Annotated in this window: 14 protein-coding genes and 1 pseudogene; all 15 read left to right on the top strand. The window is 55.4% G+C overall.

Features of this window, described 5'->3' with window-relative positions:
- The first annotated feature begins 703 nt into the window (after positions 1-703).
- The 15 genes and pseudogenes from lrhA (at position 704) to PGH32_RS11365 (ending at position 17,779) form a co-directional block, all read left to right on the top strand.
- Entirely contained in the window at positions 704-1,630 is a 927-nt protein-coding gene (gene lrhA / locus PGH32_RS11435) for a transcriptional regulator LrhA (RefSeq protein ID WP_314420775.1), read from the top strand.
- 664 nt (positions 1,631-2,294) lie between these two features.
- On the top strand, positions 2,295-2,732 hold the full coding sequence (locus tag PGH32_RS11430) for an NADH-quinone oxidoreductase subunit A (RefSeq protein WP_314420773.1): 438 nt from the start codon (positions 2,295-2,297) through the stop codon (positions 2,730-2,732).
- Between the two features lie 17 nt (positions 2,733-2,749).
- Positions 2,750-3,424 (top strand): NuoB/complex I 20 kDa subunit family protein, encoded by a 675-nt coding sequence (locus PGH32_RS11425; RefSeq protein WP_123335200.1) that lies wholly within the window; start codon positions 2,750-2,752, stop codon positions 3,422-3,424.
- Positions 3,425-3,529: 105 nt separating this feature from the next.
- Positions 3,530-5,343 (top strand): annotated as a pseudogene (gene nuoC / locus PGH32_RS11420) (NADH-quinone oxidoreductase subunit C/D).
- A gap of 2 nt (positions 5,344-5,345) precedes the next feature.
- A complete protein-coding gene (nuoE, locus tag PGH32_RS11415; protein ID WP_105591273.1) occupies positions 5,346-5,861 on the top strand; it encodes an NADH-quinone oxidoreductase subunit NuoE in 516 nt (171 codons plus the stop codon).
- Complete coding sequence (gene nuoF, locus PGH32_RS11410) at positions 5,858-7,198, top strand: NADH-quinone oxidoreductase subunit NuoF (protein ID WP_314420769.1); 1,341 nt, start codon at positions 5,858-5,860, stop codon at positions 7,196-7,198. Before nuoE ends, nuoF begins: the two co-directional genes overlap by 4 nt.
- A gap of 50 nt (positions 7,199-7,248) precedes the next feature.
- Complete coding sequence (nuoG, locus tag PGH32_RS11405; RefSeq protein WP_337894078.1) at positions 7,249-9,975, top strand: NADH-quinone oxidoreductase subunit NuoG; 2,727 nt, start codon at positions 7,249-7,251, stop codon at positions 9,973-9,975.
- Entirely contained in the window at positions 9,972-10,949 is a 978-nt protein-coding gene (gene nuoH, locus PGH32_RS11400) for an NADH-quinone oxidoreductase subunit NuoH (protein WP_123335192.1), read from the top strand. The genes nuoG and nuoH overlap by 4 nt, the downstream gene beginning before the upstream one ends.
- 12 nt (positions 10,950-10,961) lie before the next feature.
- Complete coding sequence (gene nuoI / locus PGH32_RS11395; RefSeq protein ID WP_105591277.1) at positions 10,962-11,504, top strand: NADH-quinone oxidoreductase subunit NuoI; 543 nt, start codon at positions 10,962-10,964, stop codon at positions 11,502-11,504.
- Positions 11,505-11,514: 10 nt separating this feature from the next.
- The gene (nuoJ, locus tag PGH32_RS11390) at positions 11,515-12,069 is read left to right on the top strand and encodes an NADH-quinone oxidoreductase subunit J (RefSeq protein WP_314420762.1); all 555 of its coding nucleotides are present in this window, start codon (positions 11,515-11,517) and stop codon (positions 12,067-12,069) included.
- Positions 12,066-12,368 (top strand): NADH-quinone oxidoreductase subunit NuoK, encoded by a 303-nt coding sequence (gene nuoK, locus PGH32_RS11385; RefSeq protein WP_105591279.1) that lies wholly within the window; start codon positions 12,066-12,068, stop codon positions 12,366-12,368. Before nuoJ ends, nuoK begins: the two co-directional genes overlap by 4 nt.
- On the top strand, positions 12,365-14,203 hold the full coding sequence (gene nuoL, locus PGH32_RS11380; protein ID WP_314420759.1) for an NADH-quinone oxidoreductase subunit L: 1,839 nt from the start codon (positions 12,365-12,367) through the stop codon (positions 14,201-14,203). Before nuoK ends, nuoL begins: the two co-directional genes overlap by 4 nt.
- A 71-nt stretch (positions 14,204-14,274) precedes the next feature.
- Positions 14,275-15,795, top strand: coding sequence for an NADH-quinone oxidoreductase subunit M (gene nuoM / locus PGH32_RS11375; RefSeq protein ID WP_123335188.1), 1,521 nt, complete (start codon positions 14,275-14,277; stop codon positions 15,793-15,795).
- Positions 15,796-15,801: 6 nt separating this feature from the next.
- The gene (gene nuoN, locus PGH32_RS11370; protein WP_314420757.1) at positions 15,802-17,259 is read left to right on the top strand and encodes an NADH-quinone oxidoreductase subunit NuoN; all 1,458 of its coding nucleotides are present in this window, start codon (positions 15,802-15,804) and stop codon (positions 17,257-17,259) included.
- Positions 17,260-17,323: 64 nt separating this feature from the next.
- Positions 17,324-17,779 carry a GNAT family N-acetyltransferase gene (locus PGH32_RS11365; RefSeq protein ID WP_314420755.1) on the top strand — a complete coding sequence of 152 codons (456 nt, stop codon included), beginning with the start codon at positions 17,324-17,326 and terminating at the stop codon, positions 17,777-17,779.
- The last annotated feature ends 32 nt before the right edge of the window (positions 17,780-17,811 follow it).

Below are 17,811 nucleotides of genomic sequence, written 5' to 3'. Positions count from 1 at the left end.
ATATATTTACTATTTGGGTGTTTTATCTACACCCGTCACTGCCGGGACGCGCCCAATCGTTTGCAAACGCATCGTGCCGCTCAGATGATTGAATGCGTCTAATTCTTATACGGAAGTTTGATTTTAGTCTATTTGAGTCTCTGCTGAGTGCCGTTGCTGATAAAATCTTACTTTAGAGATAAGAATAATCGTATTTAGGCTTAAAAAGTAGGCGGCAGTATGTCAGGATAACTTTCAGGAGACTTTCCGGCGGTTTGCAGGGGCCTTCTGGTAATAAAAAAACGATTTTTATACCCAAAAAGGGTAAGAAAAACTTAATATTCACGCTGTATTGGTCACCGGCGGAGCCCGTAACGGTACCTGCCAGATGCTGTGCTGTCAGATCCAAACAGGTGCACTTTTTCCAGTGAAGCCTGCCTTGTTGAACCTTAACAATGTCGCCTCATGCCGCTTATGGGTCAGTACAGTATGCAATCGTGATTAATCAGAGTAAGACACCTTTAATCCGCCCAGGTTGGTCAGGATTTTTACCTGGCCGGGGCGAATAGCGGTGTTTTATATTAAGCGTTTTAGTGATGCATCAGATGAGTTTACACCGCGTCAGGCGATGCCATTACGCAACAATTATCGACTTATCTCGTTGATAAAAAAGTAATAACACCAGGGTAGCTGTTCGTAAAAAACTTATAAAGTGAAGAAAAACATGACTAATGCAAATCGTCCGATACTCAATCTCGACCTCGATCTGCTGAGAACTTTTGTGGCCGTAGCCGATCTGAATACGTTTGCTGCCGCTGCTGCTGCAGTATGCAGAACCCAGTCGGCCGTCAGCCAGCAGATGCAGCGTCTTGAGCAGCTGGTTGGCAAAGAGCTGTTTGCCAGACATGGACGTAACAAGTTATTAACGGAACACGGTATTCAGCTTTTGGGCTATGCGCGCAAAATTCTGCGCTTTAACGATGAAGCCTGCACTTCGCTGATGTACAGCAACGTTCAGGGTGTGCTGACGATCGGGGCTTCAGACGATACTTCCGACACCATCCTCCCATTCCTGCTTAACCGCGTGACCTCTGTTTATCCTAAGCTGGCTATTGATGTGCGGGTAAAGCGTAATCCATTCATGATGGAGATGCTGAATCAGGGGGAAGTGGATCTGGTTGTGACGACCTCCAGCCCAATGAACTTTGCCTGGCAGGTCCTGCGTACATCGCCGACGCTGTGGTACTGTGCCGCGGATTACATTTTCCAGCGCGGAGAAGCGATTCCTCTGGTTCTGCTGGACGAGCCAAGCCCGTACCGCGATATGGCCATCGATCACCTTAACGAAGCCGGTATTCCGTGGCGCATCTCCTATGTTGCCTCCACGCTGGCTGCGGTGCGCGCGGCGGTGAAAGCCGGGCTGGGCGTGACAGCCCGCCCGGTTGAGATGATGAGCCCTGAACTGCGCGTTATGGGCGCAGCGGAAGGCCTGCCGGTCCTGCCGGATACGGAGTATCTGTTGTGCCGTAACCCAGACAGCGACAACGAGCTGGCGCTGGCTATCTTTAACGCCATGGAGTCAAGCAACGATCCTTATGCCCTGATCAACGCCAGTCCGGACAGTGCGGCGCTGCTGGATGAGGATGAATAAGGCAACGTTATAAACGAGAATGCCTTTCATTTTCATTGCTTAAGTCAGCTTAGCATCAGATATACGCCTTTCAGTGTTTATTTAACCTGAAAGGCTTTTTTTTGTCATTTTTATGTCACGTAATCGCGTTTTCGGTATGAGTAAAATGCACTGCATACGCTGCGGTCCATAACGTCATGAAAGCGCAAGATCTCCCGTCAAAGACCCCAGTATCATTCGCGCGATGAATTGATTTTGCACAATCTCCGCTGACCAAATTTTGCCCATAAAACACAGAAGTGTGTCCTCGATCAAAAAAATAACCCTATTAAGGGGCAGGAAAATATGATTATTCCTGCCAAAATAGAGATTGTTAAATACGCGATCCGCACAGGGTTTTAGCTGCTACATTTTTATCAGGTCTTACCACTGACACGATTTAGCTTATTTTTTGAGCATTAATTGTTAAAATTATGTTGCATCTGTAAATTAGCATGCGGATACTTTTGTCAAAGTTGACAAAAGGTTATTGAAAGGAGTAAAAAACCCCATAAAATAGCTGCCTAATCAAAAGAGGCAGTAAAATTTATAAGGTTTTTTATTTTTCCCTTGAATCGATGTGGTGTGTTAACTGCCAGAGATTAGAGCAGGACGCGAAACACCACTTTTGGTGAGTAAGCAGAGTATGTCAACAACCACAGAAGTCGTCGCCCATCACTGGGCATTCGCTGTTTTTCTGATCGTTTCAGTCGGTCTGTGTTGCCTGATGTTGGCCGGAGCGTGGTTCCTGGGCGGAAAAGGCCAGGGACGGTATAAAAACACGCCTTTTGAGTCGGGAGCTCCTTCCGTTGGTAGCGCGAAACTGCGTCTGTCTGCCAAATTCTATCTGGTCGCTATGTTCTTCGTTATCTTTGACGTTGAAGCCCTCTATCTCTACGCATGGTCGACTGCGATCCGCGAAAGCGGATGGGTCGGTTTTGTGGAAGCCGCCATTTTCATCTTGGTATTGCTTGCTGGTCTGGTTTATCTGGTTCGCATCGGCGCGCTGGACTGGGCTCCTGCCCGCCGTCGTTTTGACGTGAAGCCAACCACCATCTCGCACTCCAACCGTAATACGCAGTAACAGCGAGGCAAAAAGACATGGACTATACGCTCACCCGCATAGACCCGAACGGTGAGAATGACCGTTACCCCCTGCAAAAACAGGAGATCGTAGCCGATCCCCTGGAAAAGCACGTTCATCAGAACGTCTACATGGGCAAGCTCGAACACGCCATGCATGACCTGGTGAACTGGGGACGCAAGAACTCCCTCTGGCCGTTTAACTTCGGTCTTTCCTGTTGTTATGTCGAAATGACGACGTCGTTTACTTCGGTACACGACGTTGCGCGTTTTGGCTCAGAAGTTATTCGTGCTTCGCCTCGCCAGGCCGACTTCATGGTGGTTGCAGGAACCTGCTTTACCAAAATGGCCCCCGTCATTCAGCGCCTGTATGACCAGATGCTGGAGCCGAAATGGGTGATTTGTATGGGTGCCTGCGCCAACTCGGGCGGCATGTACGACATCTACTCCGTGGTTCAGGGTGTCGATAAGTTCCTGCCGGTTGATGTGTATATTCCAGGCTGCCCACCGCGTCCTGAAGCCTATATGCAGGCGCTGTTACTGCTGCAGGAATCGATTGGCAAGGAGCGTCGCCCGCTGTCGTGGGTGGTCGGCGATCAGGGTGTGTACCGCGCCAATATGCAATCCGAGCGTGAGCGTAAACACGCAGAGCGCATCGCGGTGACTAACCTGCGCAGCCCTGACGAGATTTAAGCCAGGCAGTTTATGGATGAGGTCAGCAACAGCACAACAAGACGACAAAGCAACGTGCGCCGACCCGCCTTACGCCAACACTGAGTGCCTGTCGGACAGGCCAGAATGGTGAACAACTTATGACAGATTTAACCACGCAAGATCTCGCACAGCCTTTATGGCAAACCCGCGACCACCTGGATGACCCGGTGATCGGCGAGCTGCGTAACCGTTTTGGGCCAGATGCCTTTACCGTACAGCCAACCCGTACCGGGATCCCGGTTGTCTGGGTGAAACGTGAGCAGTTGTTAGAAGTTATTGAATACCTGCGCAAGCTGCCAAAACCTTATGTCATGCTGTATGACCTGCATGGCATGGATGAGCGTCTGCGTACCCACCGTGCCGGTTTACCGGCGGCGGATTTTTCCGTTTTCTATCACTTCATCTCCATTGAACGTAATCGCGACATTATGCTCAAGGTGGCATTGTCTGAAAACGATCTGAATGTGCCGACCATCACCAAGATTTTTGCCAATGCCAACTGGTATGAGCGCGAAACCTGGGAGATGTTCGGGATTAATATCGTGGGCCACCCGCACCTGACGCGCATCATGATGCCGCAGAGCTGGGAAGGGCACCCGCTGCGTAAAGACTATCCGGCACGTGCGACCGAATTCGATCCCTTTGAGCTGACCAAGCAAAAAGAAGATCTGGAAATGGAAAACATGACCTTCAAGCCGGAAGACTGGGGCATGAAGCGTGGGACCAACAATGAGGACTATATGTTCCTCAACCTCGGTCCTAACCACCCGTCAGCGCACGGTGCGTTCCGTATCATCCTGCAGCTGGATGGCGAAGAGATCGTCGACTGCGTGCCGGATATCGGCTATCACCACCGCGGTGCGGAAAAAATGGGTGAGCGCCAGTCCTGGCACAGCTACATCCCTTATACTGACCGCATTGAGTACCTCGGCGGCTGCGTTAACGAGATGCCGTACGTACTGGCAGTAGAAAAACTGGCCGGAATAAAAGTGCCGGAGCGCGTGGAAGTGATTCGCGTCATGCTGTCAGAACTGTTCCGTATCAACAGTCACCTGCTTTACATCTCTACTTTTATTCAGGACGTCGGTGCTATGTCTCCGGTGTTCTTTGCCTTTACCGATCGCCAGAAAATTTATGACGTGGTGGAAGCGATTACCGGCTTCCGTATGCATCCGGCCTGGTTCCGCATTGGCGGCGTGGCGCATGACCTGCCGAACGGCTGGGAACGCCTGCTGCGTGATTTCCTCGACTGGCTGCCGAAACGTCTGAAAGCCTACGAACAGACCGCGCTGAAGAATACCGTCCTGATTGGCCGTGCCAAGGGTGTTTCTGCCTACAACATGGAAGAAGCACTGACCTGGGGCACCACCGGTGCCGGCCTGCGTGGAACCGGTCTGGACTTTGACGTGCGTAAATGGCGCCCTTACTCCGGTTACGAAAACTTTGATTTCGAAGTGCCAATCGGTGGTGGGGTGAGCTGTGCTTACACCCGCGTGATGCTCAAAATGGAAGAGATGCGCCAGAGTATGCGTATCCTCGAACAGTGCCTGAAAAACATGCCTGCTGGTCCATTCAAAGCCGATCATCCGCTGACGACGCCACCGCCTAAAGAGCGCACGCTGCAGCATATCGAAACCCTGATCACGCACTTCCTGCAGGTTTCGTGGGGGCCAATCATGCCTGCTAACGAATCCTTCCAGATGATTGAAGCGACGAAGGGGATAAACAGTTACTACCTGACCAGCGACGGCAGCACGATGAGCTACCGCACGCGCGTGCGTACTCCGAGCTTCCCGCATCTGCAGCAGATCCCTTCGGTGATCAACGGCAGCCTGGTATCCGACCTGATCGTATACCTGGGTAGTATCGATTTTGTTATGTCAGACGTGGACCGCTAATTATGCACGATCAAAGAATTGCGATCGAAACGATCGATGAATCCGGGGCTTTCATGCTGAGTGCGGCAGAGCGCGACGCCATCGAGCATGAAAAGCACCACTATGAAGATGCCCGCGCAGCGTCAATTGAAGCGTTGAAAATCGTACAGAAACAGCGCGGCTGGGTACCGGACGGCGCAATCCATGCGATTGCCGACGTGCTGGGCATCCCGGCCAGCGATGTGGAAGGTGTGGCAACGTTTTACAGCCAGATCTACCGCACCCCGGTAGGGCGCCACGTGATCCGCTACTGTGACAGCGTGGTGTGCCACATCACCGGCTTCCAGGGCATTCAGGCCGAGCTGGAAAATAAGCTCAATATCAAACCTGGCCAGACGACCGCTGACGGACGCTTTACGCTGCTGCCAACCTGCTGCCTCGGCAACTGCGACAAGGGGCCGGTGATGATGGTGGACGAAGATACCCACGTTCATCTGACGCCGGAAGGTCTTGCCAACTTACTGGAGCAGTATCAATGAAAACGATTATTCGTACTGCCGAAACGCATCCGCTGACGTGGCGCATGCGTGACGATAAGCAGCCGGTATTCTTCGACGAGTACCGCAGTAAGAATGGCTATGCCGGTGCTGAAAAAGCGCTGAAATCCATGTCGCCGGAAGAAATTGTAGGCCAGGTGAAAGACTCCGGGCTGAAAGGCCGCGGCGGTGCGGGCTTCTCTACCGGTCTGAAGTGGAGCCTGATGCCGAAAGATGAATCCATGAACATCCGTTACCTGCTGTGTAACGCCGATGAAATGGAGCCTGGCACCTATAAAGACCGCCTGCTGATGGAGCAGATGCCTCACCAGCTGGTTGAGGGCATGTTAATCGGTGCTTTCGCGCTGAAAGCCTACCGTGGCTACATCTTCCTGCGCGGTGAATATATCGAGGCGGCCGCGAACCTGCGCCGTGCGATTGCCGAAGCGACCGAAGCGGGCCTGCTGGGTAAAAATATCCTCGGCACCGGTTTTGACTTCGAACTGATCGTTCACACTGGTGCGGGCCGCTATATCTGTGGTGAAGAAACGGCGCTGATCAACTCGCTGGAAGGCCGCCGCGCTAACCCACGCTCCAAGCCGCCGTTCCCGGCCTCTGCCGGTGCATGGGGCAAGCCGACCTGCGTCAACAACGTGGAAACCATCTCGAACGTTCCGGCGATTATTGCCAACGGCGTTGACTGGTACAAAAACATCTCCACCAGTGAAGATGCCGGTACCAAGATGATGGGCTTCTCCGGTCGCGTTAAGAATCCGGGCGTGTGGGAGCTGCCGTTTGGTACTACCGCGCGTGAGATCCTTGAGGAATATGCCGGTGGTATGCGTGACGGTCTGAAGTTCAAGGCCTGGCAGCCGGGCGGGGCAGGGACTGACTTCCTGACCGAACAGCACCTCGACCTGCCGATGGAATTTGCCAGCATTGGTAAAGCGGGCAGCCGTCTGGGCACCGCGCTGGCCATGGCCGTTGACCATGAGATCAATATGGTTTCGCTGGTACGCAATCTGGAAGAGTTCTTTGCCCGCGAGTCCTGCGGCTGGTGTACGCCGTGCCGCGATGGCCTGCCGTGGAGCGTGAAAATTCTGCGCGCGCTGGAACGTAAACAGGGACAGCCGGGGGACATCGAAACCCTGCTGCAGCTCTGCCGCCAGCTTGGCCCGGGTAAAACCTTCTGTGCGCATGCGCCTGGTGCAGTAGAGCCACTGCAAAGTGCCATCAAATATTTCCGCGAAGAGTTCGAAGCGGGTATGGCACCTCAGGTATACAGCAACGCGCACGCGATTAGCGGCATCCAGCCAAACCTGTTAAAGGCTCGCTGGTAAGCAAAGTTTAACGCCCGTTTTTTATCGGGCCTTACGGAAGCATGTTCACTATGGCTACAATTCATGTAGACGGTAAAGAATATGATGTTGATGGCGCAAATAACCTGCTACAGGCCTGTTTGTCCCTCGGCTTAGATATTCCTTATTTCTGCTGGCACCCTGCGCTCGGTAGCGTCGGTGCCTGCCGCCAGTGTGCGGTGAAGCAGTTCCAAAATGCCGAAGATACCCGTGGCCGTCTGGTTATGTCCTGTATGACGCCAGCCTCCGACGGTACCTTCATCTCAATTGATGACGGCGAAGCAAAAGAGTTCCGCGAAAGCGTGGTGGAGTGGCTGATGACCAACCACCCGCACGATTGCCCGGTATGTGAAGAGGGCGGTAACTGCCACCTTCAGGATATGACGGTCATGACCGGCCACAGTTTCCGCCGCTACCGTTTTACCAAGCGTACCCACCGCAATCAGGATCTCGGCCCGTTCATCTCCCATGAAATGAACCGCTGTATTGCCTGCTATCGCTGCGTTCGCTACTACAAAGATTACGCGGACGGCACCGATCTCGGCGTTTACGGTGCGCACGACAACGTCTACTTCGGTCGTCCGGAAGACGGCGTGCTGGAAAGTGAATTCTCCGGCAATCTGGTTGAAATCTGTCCGACCGGCGTATTCACCGATAAAACCCACTCCGAACGCTACAACCGTAAGTGGGATATGCAGTATGCGCCAAGCATCTGCCAGCAGTGCAGCATCGGCTGTAACACCAGCCCGGGTGAACGCTATGGCGAACTGCGCCGTATCGAAAACCGCTATAACGGCACCGTGAACAGCTACTTCCTCTGCGACCGTGGCCGCTTCGGCTATGGCTATGTGAATCTGAAAGATCGTCCGCGCCAGCCTCTGCAGCGCCGTGGCGATGACTGGATCAGCCTGAACGCCGAACAGGCGATGCAGGGTGCGGCCGACGTGCTGCGTCAGGCCAACAAAGTCATCGGTATCGGTTCCCCGCGTGCCAGCGTGGAAAGCAACTTCGCGCTGCGCGAACTGGTCGGTGCGGAAAACTTCTCGACCGGCATCCCGGCAGGGGAGCAGGCGCGTCTCGATCTGATGCTGGAAATTCTGCGCGACGGCGGCATTCATACCCCGTCTCTGCACGACATCGAAAGCTATGATGCGGTGCTGGTGCTGGGTGAAGATCTGACCCAGACCGGTGCCCGCGTTGCGCTTGCCGTCCGTCAGGCGGTGAAGGGGAAATCCCGTGAGATGGCAGCGGCACAGAAAGTGGCTGACTGGCAGATTGCGGCGATCCTGAATATCGGCCAGAACGCCAAACACCCGCTGTTTGTTACCAACGTCGACCAGACTCGTCTGGATGATATCGCCGCGTGGAGCTACCGCGCACCGGTAGAAGACCAGGCCCGTCTGGGCTTCGCGATTGCCCATGAGCTTGACGCCAGCGCACCGGCGGTCAGCGACCTGGATAAATCCCTGAACGGTAAAATCGACGTCATCGTGCAGGCGCTGGCCGGCGCGAAGAAGCCATTAATCGTTTCCGGCACCAACTCCGGCAGCGAAGCGGTGATTCAGGCTGCCGCCAACGTCGCTAAAGCGCTGAAAAGCCGTGGGCAGGATGTCGGTATCACCCTGCTGGCGACCGCCAGCAACAGCATTGGCCTCGGCATGATCGGCGGTAACACGCTGGATGCTGCGCTCCAGGAGCTGGAAAGTGGTTCGGCGGATGCGGTCATCGTTCTGGAAAACGATCTTTATCGTCAGCTGCCGAAAGCACGGGTGGATGCGGCACTGAAAAATACGCCAAACGTGATCGTTATCGATCACCAGCGTACCGCCACCACGGAGAAAGCCGGTTTAATTCTTTCCACCGCCAGCTTTGCAGAAAGTGACGGAACGGTAATTAACCAGGAAGGCCGCGCACAGCGCTTCTTCCAGGTTTATGACCCGGCGTATTACGACAACAAAGTTGAGATGCTGGAAAGCTGGCGCTGGCTGCACGCGCTGCAAAGCACTATCAACAGCCGCGAACCGGACTGGACGCAGCTGGATCACGTGATTGACTCCTGCATCGTTGCGCTACCGCAGCTGGCGGCGATCAAATATGCGGCCCCGGATGCCAGCTTCCGTATTCGCGGCCAGAAACTGTCGCGTTCACCGATCCGCTCCAGTGGTCGTACCGCGATGCGTGCCAACATCAGCGTGCATGAACCGCGTCAGCCGCAGGATAAAGACACGATGTTTGCCTTCTCAATGGAAGGGAACAACCAGCCGGGCGCAGCGCGTTCACAGATCCCATTTGCCTGGGCTCCGGGCTGGAACTCACCGCAGGCGTGGAACAAATTCCAGGCCGAAGTGGGCGGTCATCTGCGTAATGGCGATCCGGGCGTGCGTCTGTTTGAAGCCGGTCCGTCACAGCTGGGATGGTTCGAAAATATCCCGGCCGCCTTTGTGGGCAGCGATAACCGCTGGCGTGTTGCGCCTTACTTCCATCTGTTTGGTAGCGAAGAAATGACCCAGCGTTCGCCGGTAATGCAAAAGCGGATGCCGGACGTTTATGTGATGGTTAACCCGGACGATGCGGCAAAACTGGGCGTTAACGCTAACAGCGCCGTTCAGTTCAACTGCCAGGGTGAAACCCTGCGCCTGCCGGTGCGCTTCTCAAGCACGCTGCAGGCGGGGCAGGTCGGTCTGCCTCTGGGCTTACCGGGTATCCCTCCGTTCCTGTCGGGCGCTGAAATCGACAATCTGCAGGAGGCGGCACAATGAGTTGGTTGACACCGGAAGTTATCGACATTCTGATCGCCGTCGGCAAAGCGCTGGTCATCCTGATGGTCGTGGTGGCCTGCGGCGCGCTGATGAGCTTCGGCGAACGCCGAATTCTCGGTCTGTTCCAGAACCGCTATGGTCCTAACCGCGTTGGCTGGGGCGGATCGCTGCAGCTGGTGGCGGATATGATCAAAATGTTCTTCAAAGAGGACTGGATCCCACCGTTTACCGACCGGGTGATCTTCACCCTTGCGCCAATGATTGCCTTTACCTCGCTGCTGCTGGCGATGGCGATCGTACCGGTCACCTCCACCTGGATGGGCGCGGACCTGAACATCGGTCTGCTGTTCTTCCTGATGATGGCGGGTCTGGCGGTTTATGCCGTGCTGTTCGCGGGCTGGTCGAGTAACAACAAATACTCGCTGCTGGGTGCCATGCGCGCCTCGGCCCAGACCCTGAGCTACGAAGTGTTCCTCGGCCTGTCGCTGATGGGCGTGGTGGCGCAGGCGGGCTCGTTCAACATGCTGGATATCGTCAACAGCCAGGAACATATGTGGAACGTCATTCCGCAGTTCTTCGGCTTCCTGACCTTCTGCATCGGCGGCGTAGCGGTGTGTCACCGTCATCCGTTTGACCAGCCGGAAGCGGAGCAGGAACTGTCGGACGGCTATCACATTGAATACGCCGGTATGAAATTCGGCCTGTTCTTCGTTGGTGAGTACATCGGTATCGTTACCGTGTCTTCGCTGATCGTGACGCTGTTCTTCGGTGGATGGAACGGTCCGTGGCTGCCGCCAATCTTCTGGTTTGCCATCAAAACGGCCTTCTTCATGATGATGTTCATTTTGATCCGTGCTGCGTTACCGCGTCCGCGCTATGACCAGATGATGTCGTTCGGCTGGAAAGTTTGTCTGCCGTTGACGCTGTTGAACCTGCTGGCGACAGCCGCAGTGATTCTGTACACGGCGCAGTAAGGGGTTAAGAACATGACATTAAAAGACATTGCCGTTGGTTTCGGTACGACAGTACGCAGTATCTGGCTGATTGGTCTGAACGCCTTCGCCAAGCGCGAAACCATGATGTACCCGGAAGAGCCGGTTTATCTGCCGCCGCGCTTCCGTGGGCGCATCGTGCTGACGCGTGACCCGGACGGGCAGGAGCGCTGCGTAGCCTGTAACCTGTGTGCGGTTGCCTGCCCGGTTGGCTGTATCTCGCTGCAGAAGGCAGAGATGCAGGATGGCCGCTGGTATCCGGAATTCTTCCGTATTAACTTCTCGCGCTGCATTTTCTGTGGCCTGTGTGAAGAGGCTTGCCCGACCACTGCGATTCAGCTTACCCCGGACTTCGAACTGGGCGAGTTTAAGCGTCAGGATCTGGTGTATGAAAAAGACGACCTGCTGATCTCCGGTCCGGGTAAATATCCGGAATATAACTTCTACCGGATGGCGGGTATGGCGATTGATGGTAAAGACAAGGGCTTTGCTGAAAACGAAGCTAAACCTATCGACGTCAAGGGCTTGTTACCTTAAGGAGCCAGGCATGGAATTTGCGTTTTATCTTTGCGGACTGGTAGCGGTGCTGGCGACGTTGCGCGTTATCACCCACACCAACCCGGTACATGCGTTGCTGTACCTGATTGTCTCTTTGCTGGCGGTGTCCGGTGTGTTTTTCTCGCTCGGGGCCTATTTTGCCGGTGCGTTAGAGATCATCGTTTACGCCGGCGCGATCATGGTGCTGTTTGTCTTCGTCGTCATGATGTTGAACCTCGGCGGTGCGGAAGTGCAGCAGGAGCGTGAATGGCTGAAGCCGGGTGCATGGGTGGGGCCGGGCCTGCTGTCGCTGGTGCTGCTGGTGGTGCTGGTTTACGCCATCCGTACCGTTAACGACCAGGGCATTGACGGCACGATGATCGATGCCAAGCAGGTCGGTATCAGCCTGTTCGGGCCTTACGTACTGGCGGTTGAGCTGGCCTCTATGCTGCTGCTGGCCGGTCTGGTCGTGGCGTTCCATATCGGTCGCGAACAGCGTGCAGGTGAACTGCTGAGCAACCGCGCGGACGACGCGTTAAAAAGTAAGAAGGAGGAGAGAGTATGATCCCTCTGCAACATGGACTGATTCTGGCGGCCGTGCTGTTTGTTCTTGGGCTGACCGCCGTAACCATCCGCCGCAATATGCTGTTTATGTTGATCGGCCTCGAAATCATGATTAACGCTGCGGCACTGGCGTTTGTGGTTGCGGGAAGCTATTGGGGACAGGCCGACGGTCAGGTGATGTTTATCCTGGCGATCAGCCTGGCGGCTGCCGAGGCCAGTATCGGCCTGGCGCTGCTGCTGCAGTTACATCGCCGCAGCCAGAACCTCAACATTGACAAAGTGAGCGAGATGCGCGGATGAACCTTCTCTATTTAACAATCCTGTTTCCGCTGATCGGCTTCCTTCTGCTGGCGTTCTCTCGTGGCCGCTGGTCGGAAAACCTGTCGGCTACCGTGGGAATGGGTTCCGTCGGACTGGCGGCGCTGGTCACGGCTTATGCCGGGATCGACTTTTTCAACAATGGACAGCAGGTGTTTAACCAGGCGCTGTGGACCTGGATGCACGTTGGCAACTTTAAAATCGACGTGAACCTGACGCTGGACGGCCTGTCGCTGACCATGCTGTCGGTGGTCACCGGCGTGGGCTTCTTCATCCACATGTTTGCCTCCTGGTACATGCGTGGGGAAGAGGGGTATTCGCGCTTCTTCGCCTATACCAACCTGTTTATCGCCAGCATGGTCGTTCTGGTACTCGCCGATAACCTGATGCTGATGTATCTGGGTTGGGAAGGCGTGGGCCTGTGCTCCTACCTGCTGATCGGCTTCTACTATACCGAGTCGAAAAACGGCGCGGCGGCGATGAAGGCGTTTATCATTACCCGCGTCGGTGACGTGTTCCTGGCCTTCGCGTTGTTTATTCTCTACAACGAGCTGGGCACGCTGAACTTCCGCGAAATGGTAGAGCTGGCTCCGGCGCACTTTGCGGCTGATAACCATATGCTGCAGTGGGCCACGCTGATGCTGTTGGGCGGTGCGGTCGGTAAATCCGCGCAGCTGCCGTTGCAGACCTGGCTGGCCGATGCGATGGCGGGTCCAACCCCGGTATCCGCACTGATCCACGCCGCGACGATGGTGACCGCCGGTGTTTACCTGATTGCGCGTACCCACGGCCTGTTCCTGCTGACGCCTGAAGTGCTGCATCTGGTGGGCATTATCGGGGCGATTACGCTGGTTCTGGCGGGCTTCGCCGCGCTGGTGCAGACCGACATCAAACGCGTGCTGGCTTATTCAACGATGAGTCAGATTGGCTATATGTTCCTGGCGCTGGGCGTTCAGGCGTGGGATGCAGCTATTTTCCACCTGATGACCCACGCGTTCTTCAAAGCGCTGCTGTTCCTCTCGTCCGGTTCGGTGATCCTTGCCTGCCACCACGAGCAGAACATCTTCAAAATGGGTGGCCTGCGTAAGAGCATTCCTCTGGTGTACGTCTGCTTCCTGGTGGGCGGCGCGGCGCTGTCGGCGCTGCCGCTGATCACCGCAGGCTTCTTCAGTAAGGATGAAATCCTGGCGGGTGCGCTGGCGAACGGCCATATCAATCTGATGGTGGCGGGTCTGGCGGGCGCCTTTATGACGTCTCTCTACACCTTCCGTATGATCTTTATTACCTTCCACGGTAAAGAGAAGATTCATGCTCACGCAGGGAAAGGGATTACTCACCATCTGCCGCTGATTGTGCTGTTAGTTCTCTCAACCTTTATTGGTGCGATGATCGTACCGCCGCTGAAAGGCGTACTGCCGGAGACCACCGAGCTGGCCCACGGCAGCGTGATGATGCTGGAAATTGTCTCCGGCGTGGTGGCGATTGTCGGTATTCTGCTGGCCGCCGCACTGTGGCTGGGCAAACGCACGCTGGTAACTGCGGTTGCCAACAGCGCACCGGGCCGTTTCTTCTCGACCTGGTGGTTTGCCGCCTGGGGCTTCGACTGGCTGTATGACAAAGTCTTCGTTAAGCCTTATCTCGCCATTGCCCGGTTGCTGCAGCGCGATCCGCTGGATTCAGTGATGAATTTACCGGCCATCCTGGCGCGAGTGGGCAACAAAGGCCTGATCATCAGCGAAAACGGTTATCTGCGCTGGTATCTGGCCGCGACGAGCATCGGTGCCGTTGTGGTCCTGTATCTGCTGATGGTGCTGTAAAGGTTAGTGAGTTGGGGTGAAGCCGGGCTTCACCCCAGTAGAAAAATTCGAAATAAAGGGAACAAACCGCCATGTTATTACCTTGGCTTATACTCCTCCCCTTCGTCGGTGGTCTGTTGTGCTGGCAGCTCGAACGCTTTGGTCCCAAAGTGCCGCGCTGGATTGCATTGATCGCGATGGGGCTGACGCTGGTGCTGTCACTGCAGCTGTGGCTGCAGGGTGGTTACTCACTGACCCAGGCTTCCGGGCTGCCGCAGTGGCAATCTGAATTTAACGTGCCGTGGATACCGCGCTTTGGTATCAACTTCCACCTGGCGCTGGACGGTCTGTCGCTGCTGATGGTGGTGCTGACCGGTCTGCTCGGTCTGATGGCCATTCTCTGTTCATGGAATGAAATCGAGAAGTGGCAGGGCTTCTTCCACCTGAATCTGCTGTGGATCCTGGGTGGCGTTATCGGCGTGTTCCTTGCCGTAGACCTGTTCCTGTTCTTCTTCTTCTGGGAAATGATGCTGGTGCCGATGTACTTCCTGATCGCGCTCTGGGGCCATAAAGCCTCCGACGGGAAGACGCGTATCACCGCAGCAACCAAGTTCTTCATTTATACCCAGGCAAGCGGTCTGATCATGCTGATCGCCATTCTGGCGCTGGTATTTGTTCACTACAACGCCACCGGCGTGTGGACCTTCAACTACGAAGATCTGCTGAAAACGCCAATGTCGCATACGGTTGAATATGTCCTGATGCTTGGCTTCTTTATCGCCTTCGCGGTAAAAATGCCGGTGGTACCGCTGCACGGCTGGCTGCCGGACGCGCACAGTCAGGCACCGACTGCGGGTTCCGTTGACCTGGCGGGTATTCTGCTGAAAACCGCGGCCTACGGTCTGCTGCGCTTTGCCCTGCCGCTGTTCCCGAATGCGTCCGCAGAGTTTGCGCCAATTGCCATGTGGCTGGGGATTATCGGTATCTTCTATGGCGCATGGATGGCGTTCTCTCAGTACGATATCAAACGTCTGATTGCTTACACCTCGATCTCGCATATGGGCTTTGTCCTGATTGCCATCTACACCGGCAGCCAGCTGGCTTACCAGGGCGCGGTGATCCAGATGATTGCACACGGCCTGTCTGCAGCGGCGCTGTTTATTCTGTGTGGTCAGCTTTATGAGCGTCTGCATACGCGAGATATGCGCCAGATGGGCGGCCTGTGGTCGCGGATCAAATGGCTGCCGGGCCTGTCGCTGTTCTTTGCGGTGGCGAACCTGGGTATGCCGGGTACCGGTAACTTCGTCGGTGAATTTATGATCCTGACCGGCAGCTTCCAGAGCGTGCCAACGATCATTCTGATTGCCACATTTGGACTGGTGTTTGCGTCGGTTTACTCACTGATCATGATGCAGCGTGCTTACTACGGCGCGCCGAAGTCAGATACGCCACTGCGCGGCATGTCAGCGCGTGAGTTCCTGATGATCATGGTGCTGGTTGTCCTGCTGGTGCTGCTGGGCGTTTATCCGCAGCCGATTCTGGATACCTCCCACGCTGCGATGAGTAACATCCAGCAGTGGTTTACCGCTTCAATTTCAACTACAAGGCCGTAATTCGCCATGACAATAACTCCTCAACAACTGATCGCACTTCTGCCGCTGCTGATCGTCGGATTGACGGTGGTAGTTGTGATGCTGTCCATTGCGTGGCGACGCAACCATTTCGTCAATGCAACACTGGCGGTAATTGGCCTGAACCTGGCGCTGTTTTCTCTTTACTTCGTCGGCCAGGCAGGGCCAATGGACGTCACTCCGCTGCTGCGCGTGGATGGCTATTCCATTCTCTATACCGGTCTGGTGATCCTGGCCAGCCTCGCGACCTGCACCTTTGCCTATCCGTGGCTGGCTACCTACCCGGATAACCGCGAAGAGTTCTATCTGCTGGTGCTGATCGCGGCACTGGGTGGCATCGTGCTGGCCAGTGCCAATCACCTGGCGTCGCTGTTTATTGGTATTGAGCTGATCTCCCTGCCGCTGTTTGGCCTGGTAGGCTACGCCTTCCAGCAGAAGCGCTCACTGGAAGCCGCTATCAAGTACACCATCCTCTCTGCAGCAGCCTCGTCATTCCTGCTGTTCGGTATGGCGCTGGTGTATGCAGATTCCGGTAACCTTGGTTTTGTGGCACTGGGCAAGAGCCTGACTGACGGTTTGATCCACCAGCCTCTGCTGCTGGCCGGTCTTGGCCTGATGATCGTGGGCTTTGGCTTCAAGCTGTCGCTGGTCCCGTTCCACCTGTGGACGCCGGACGTTTACCAGGGCGCACCTGCGCCGGTAACCACGTTCCTTGCTACCGCCAGTAAAATCGCTATCTTCGCCGTGCTGATGCGTTTGTTTATGTATGCGCCGATGACCGACAGCGAGGGCGTGCGCACGGTCCTGGGCATTATTGCCGTGGCCTCGATGCTGTTCGGTAACCTGATGGCGATTTCGCAGAGCAACATCAAGCGTATGCTGGGCTACTCCTCGATTGCACATATGGGTTATTTGCTGGTGGCGCTGGTCGCCATTCAGACCCATCAGCTGTCGCTGGAAGTAGTTGGAGTGTATCTGGCCGGTTATCTGTTCAGCAGCCTGGGCGCTTTCGGCGTAGTCAGCATGATGTCCAGCCCTTACAGCGGCCCGGATGCGGATTCACTTTACTCATACCGTGGACTGTTCTGGCATCGTCCGGTGCTGTCTGCGGTGATGACGGTGGTGATGCTGTCGCTGGCGGGTATTCCGATGACGCTGGGCTTTATCGGTAAATTCTACGTGCTGGCAGTGGGCGTGAGCGCCGACCTGTGGTGGCTGACCGGTGCGGTGGTGCTCGGTAGTGCCATCGGCCTGTACTACTACCTGCGCGTTACCGTTAGTCTGTATCTGACCCCGCCGGAAATGGCGATGCGCGATGCGCCGTCTAACTGGGCGTTTACCGCTGGCGGTATCGTGGTGCTGATCTCTGCGATTCTGGTGCTGCTGCTGGGTATCTATCCTCAGCCGCTGATTTCGCTGGTCAATCTGGCACAGCCGTTAATGTAACTTACGGCGATCCAGGTAATAATCGGGCCCTTGTGGCCCGATTTTTTTTGCTCAGAGGAATTATATGGATCTGAACTGGCATGATTTACACCACAGTGAACTCACTACCGGCCAGCTTTACCAGCTGCTGGCGCTGCGTAACGCGGTCTTTATTGTTGAACAGCAGTGCCCGTATCTGGATATCGACGGCAGCGATCTGACCGGGGACAATCGCCATCTTCTCGGGCTTCTTGACGATCGCCTGGTGGCCTACGCACGCATTCTGGTGCCGCAGGAGGCCGACCAGCCGGTAAAGATCGGGCGGGTAATCATTTCCGGGGAGGCGCGAGGCCTGAACCTGGGCAGCCGGTTAATGGAGCAGGCGATCGACAGCAGCGAACGCCACTGGCCGCAGCGGGCGCTTTTTCTGTCAGCGCAGGCACATCTGCAGCGATTTTATGCACGTCTGGGTTTTGTGGCGGTCAGCGATGAATATCTTGAAGATGATATTCCGCATGTCGATATGCTACGGGCAGGTTAATCAGGTTCAGCAGAATAAGCAGGGATCTGTGG

Source organism: Erwinia sp. SLM-02, from assembly GCF_037450285.1.
Classification (GTDB): Bacteria; Pseudomonadota; Gammaproteobacteria; order Enterobacterales; family Enterobacteriaceae; genus Erwinia.
Note: the sequence above shows the minus strand (reverse complement) of the source record. Positions and strands in the feature narration are given on the sequence as shown.

Bases quoted from the DNA above. Each gene is read 5' to 3' on its own strand.
- nuoE (WP_105591273.1), top strand. From the start codon at position 5,346: ATGCACGATCAAAGAATTGCGATCGAAACGATCGATGAATCCGGGGCT.
- nuoH (WP_123335192.1), top strand. From the start codon at position 9,972: ATGAGTTGGTTGACACCGGAAGTTATCGACATTCTGATCGCCGTCGGC.
- nuoL (WP_314420759.1), top strand. From the start codon at position 12,365: ATGAACCTTCTCTATTTAACAATCCTGTTTCCGCTGATCGGCTTCCTT.
- nuoG (WP_337894078.1), top strand. From the start codon at position 7,249: ATGGCTACAATTCATGTAGACGGTAAAGAATATGATGTTGATGGCGCA.
- nuoK (WP_105591279.1), top strand. From the start codon at position 12,066: ATGATCCCTCTGCAACATGGACTGATTCTGGCGGCCGTGCTGTTTGTT.
- nuoJ (WP_314420762.1), top strand. From the start codon at position 11,515: ATGGAATTTGCGTTTTATCTTTGCGGACTGGTAGCGGTGCTGGCGACG.
- nuoN (WP_314420757.1), top strand. From the start codon at position 15,802: ATGACAATAACTCCTCAACAACTGATCGCACTTCTGCCGCTGCTGATC.
- nuoF (WP_314420769.1), top strand. From the start codon at position 5,858: ATGAAAACGATTATTCGTACTGCCGAAACGCATCCGCTGACGTGGCGC.
- PGH32_RS11430 (WP_314420773.1), top strand. From the start codon at position 2,295: ATGTCAACAACCACAGAAGTCGTCGCCCATCACTGGGCATTCGCTGTT.
- nuoM (WP_123335188.1), top strand. From the start codon at position 14,275: ATGTTATTACCTTGGCTTATACTCCTCCCCTTCGTCGGTGGTCTGTTG.
- lrhA (WP_314420775.1), top strand. From the start codon at position 704: ATGACTAATGCAAATCGTCCGATACTCAATCTCGACCTCGATCTGCTG.
- PGH32_RS11365 (WP_314420755.1), top strand. From the start codon at position 17,324: ATGGATCTGAACTGGCATGATTTACACCACAGTGAACTCACTACCGGC.
- nuoI (WP_105591277.1), top strand. From the start codon at position 10,962: ATGACATTAAAAGACATTGCCGTTGGTTTCGGTACGACAGTACGCAGT.
- PGH32_RS11425 (WP_123335200.1), top strand. From the start codon at position 2,750: ATGGACTATACGCTCACCCGCATAGACCCGAACGGTGAGAATGACCGT.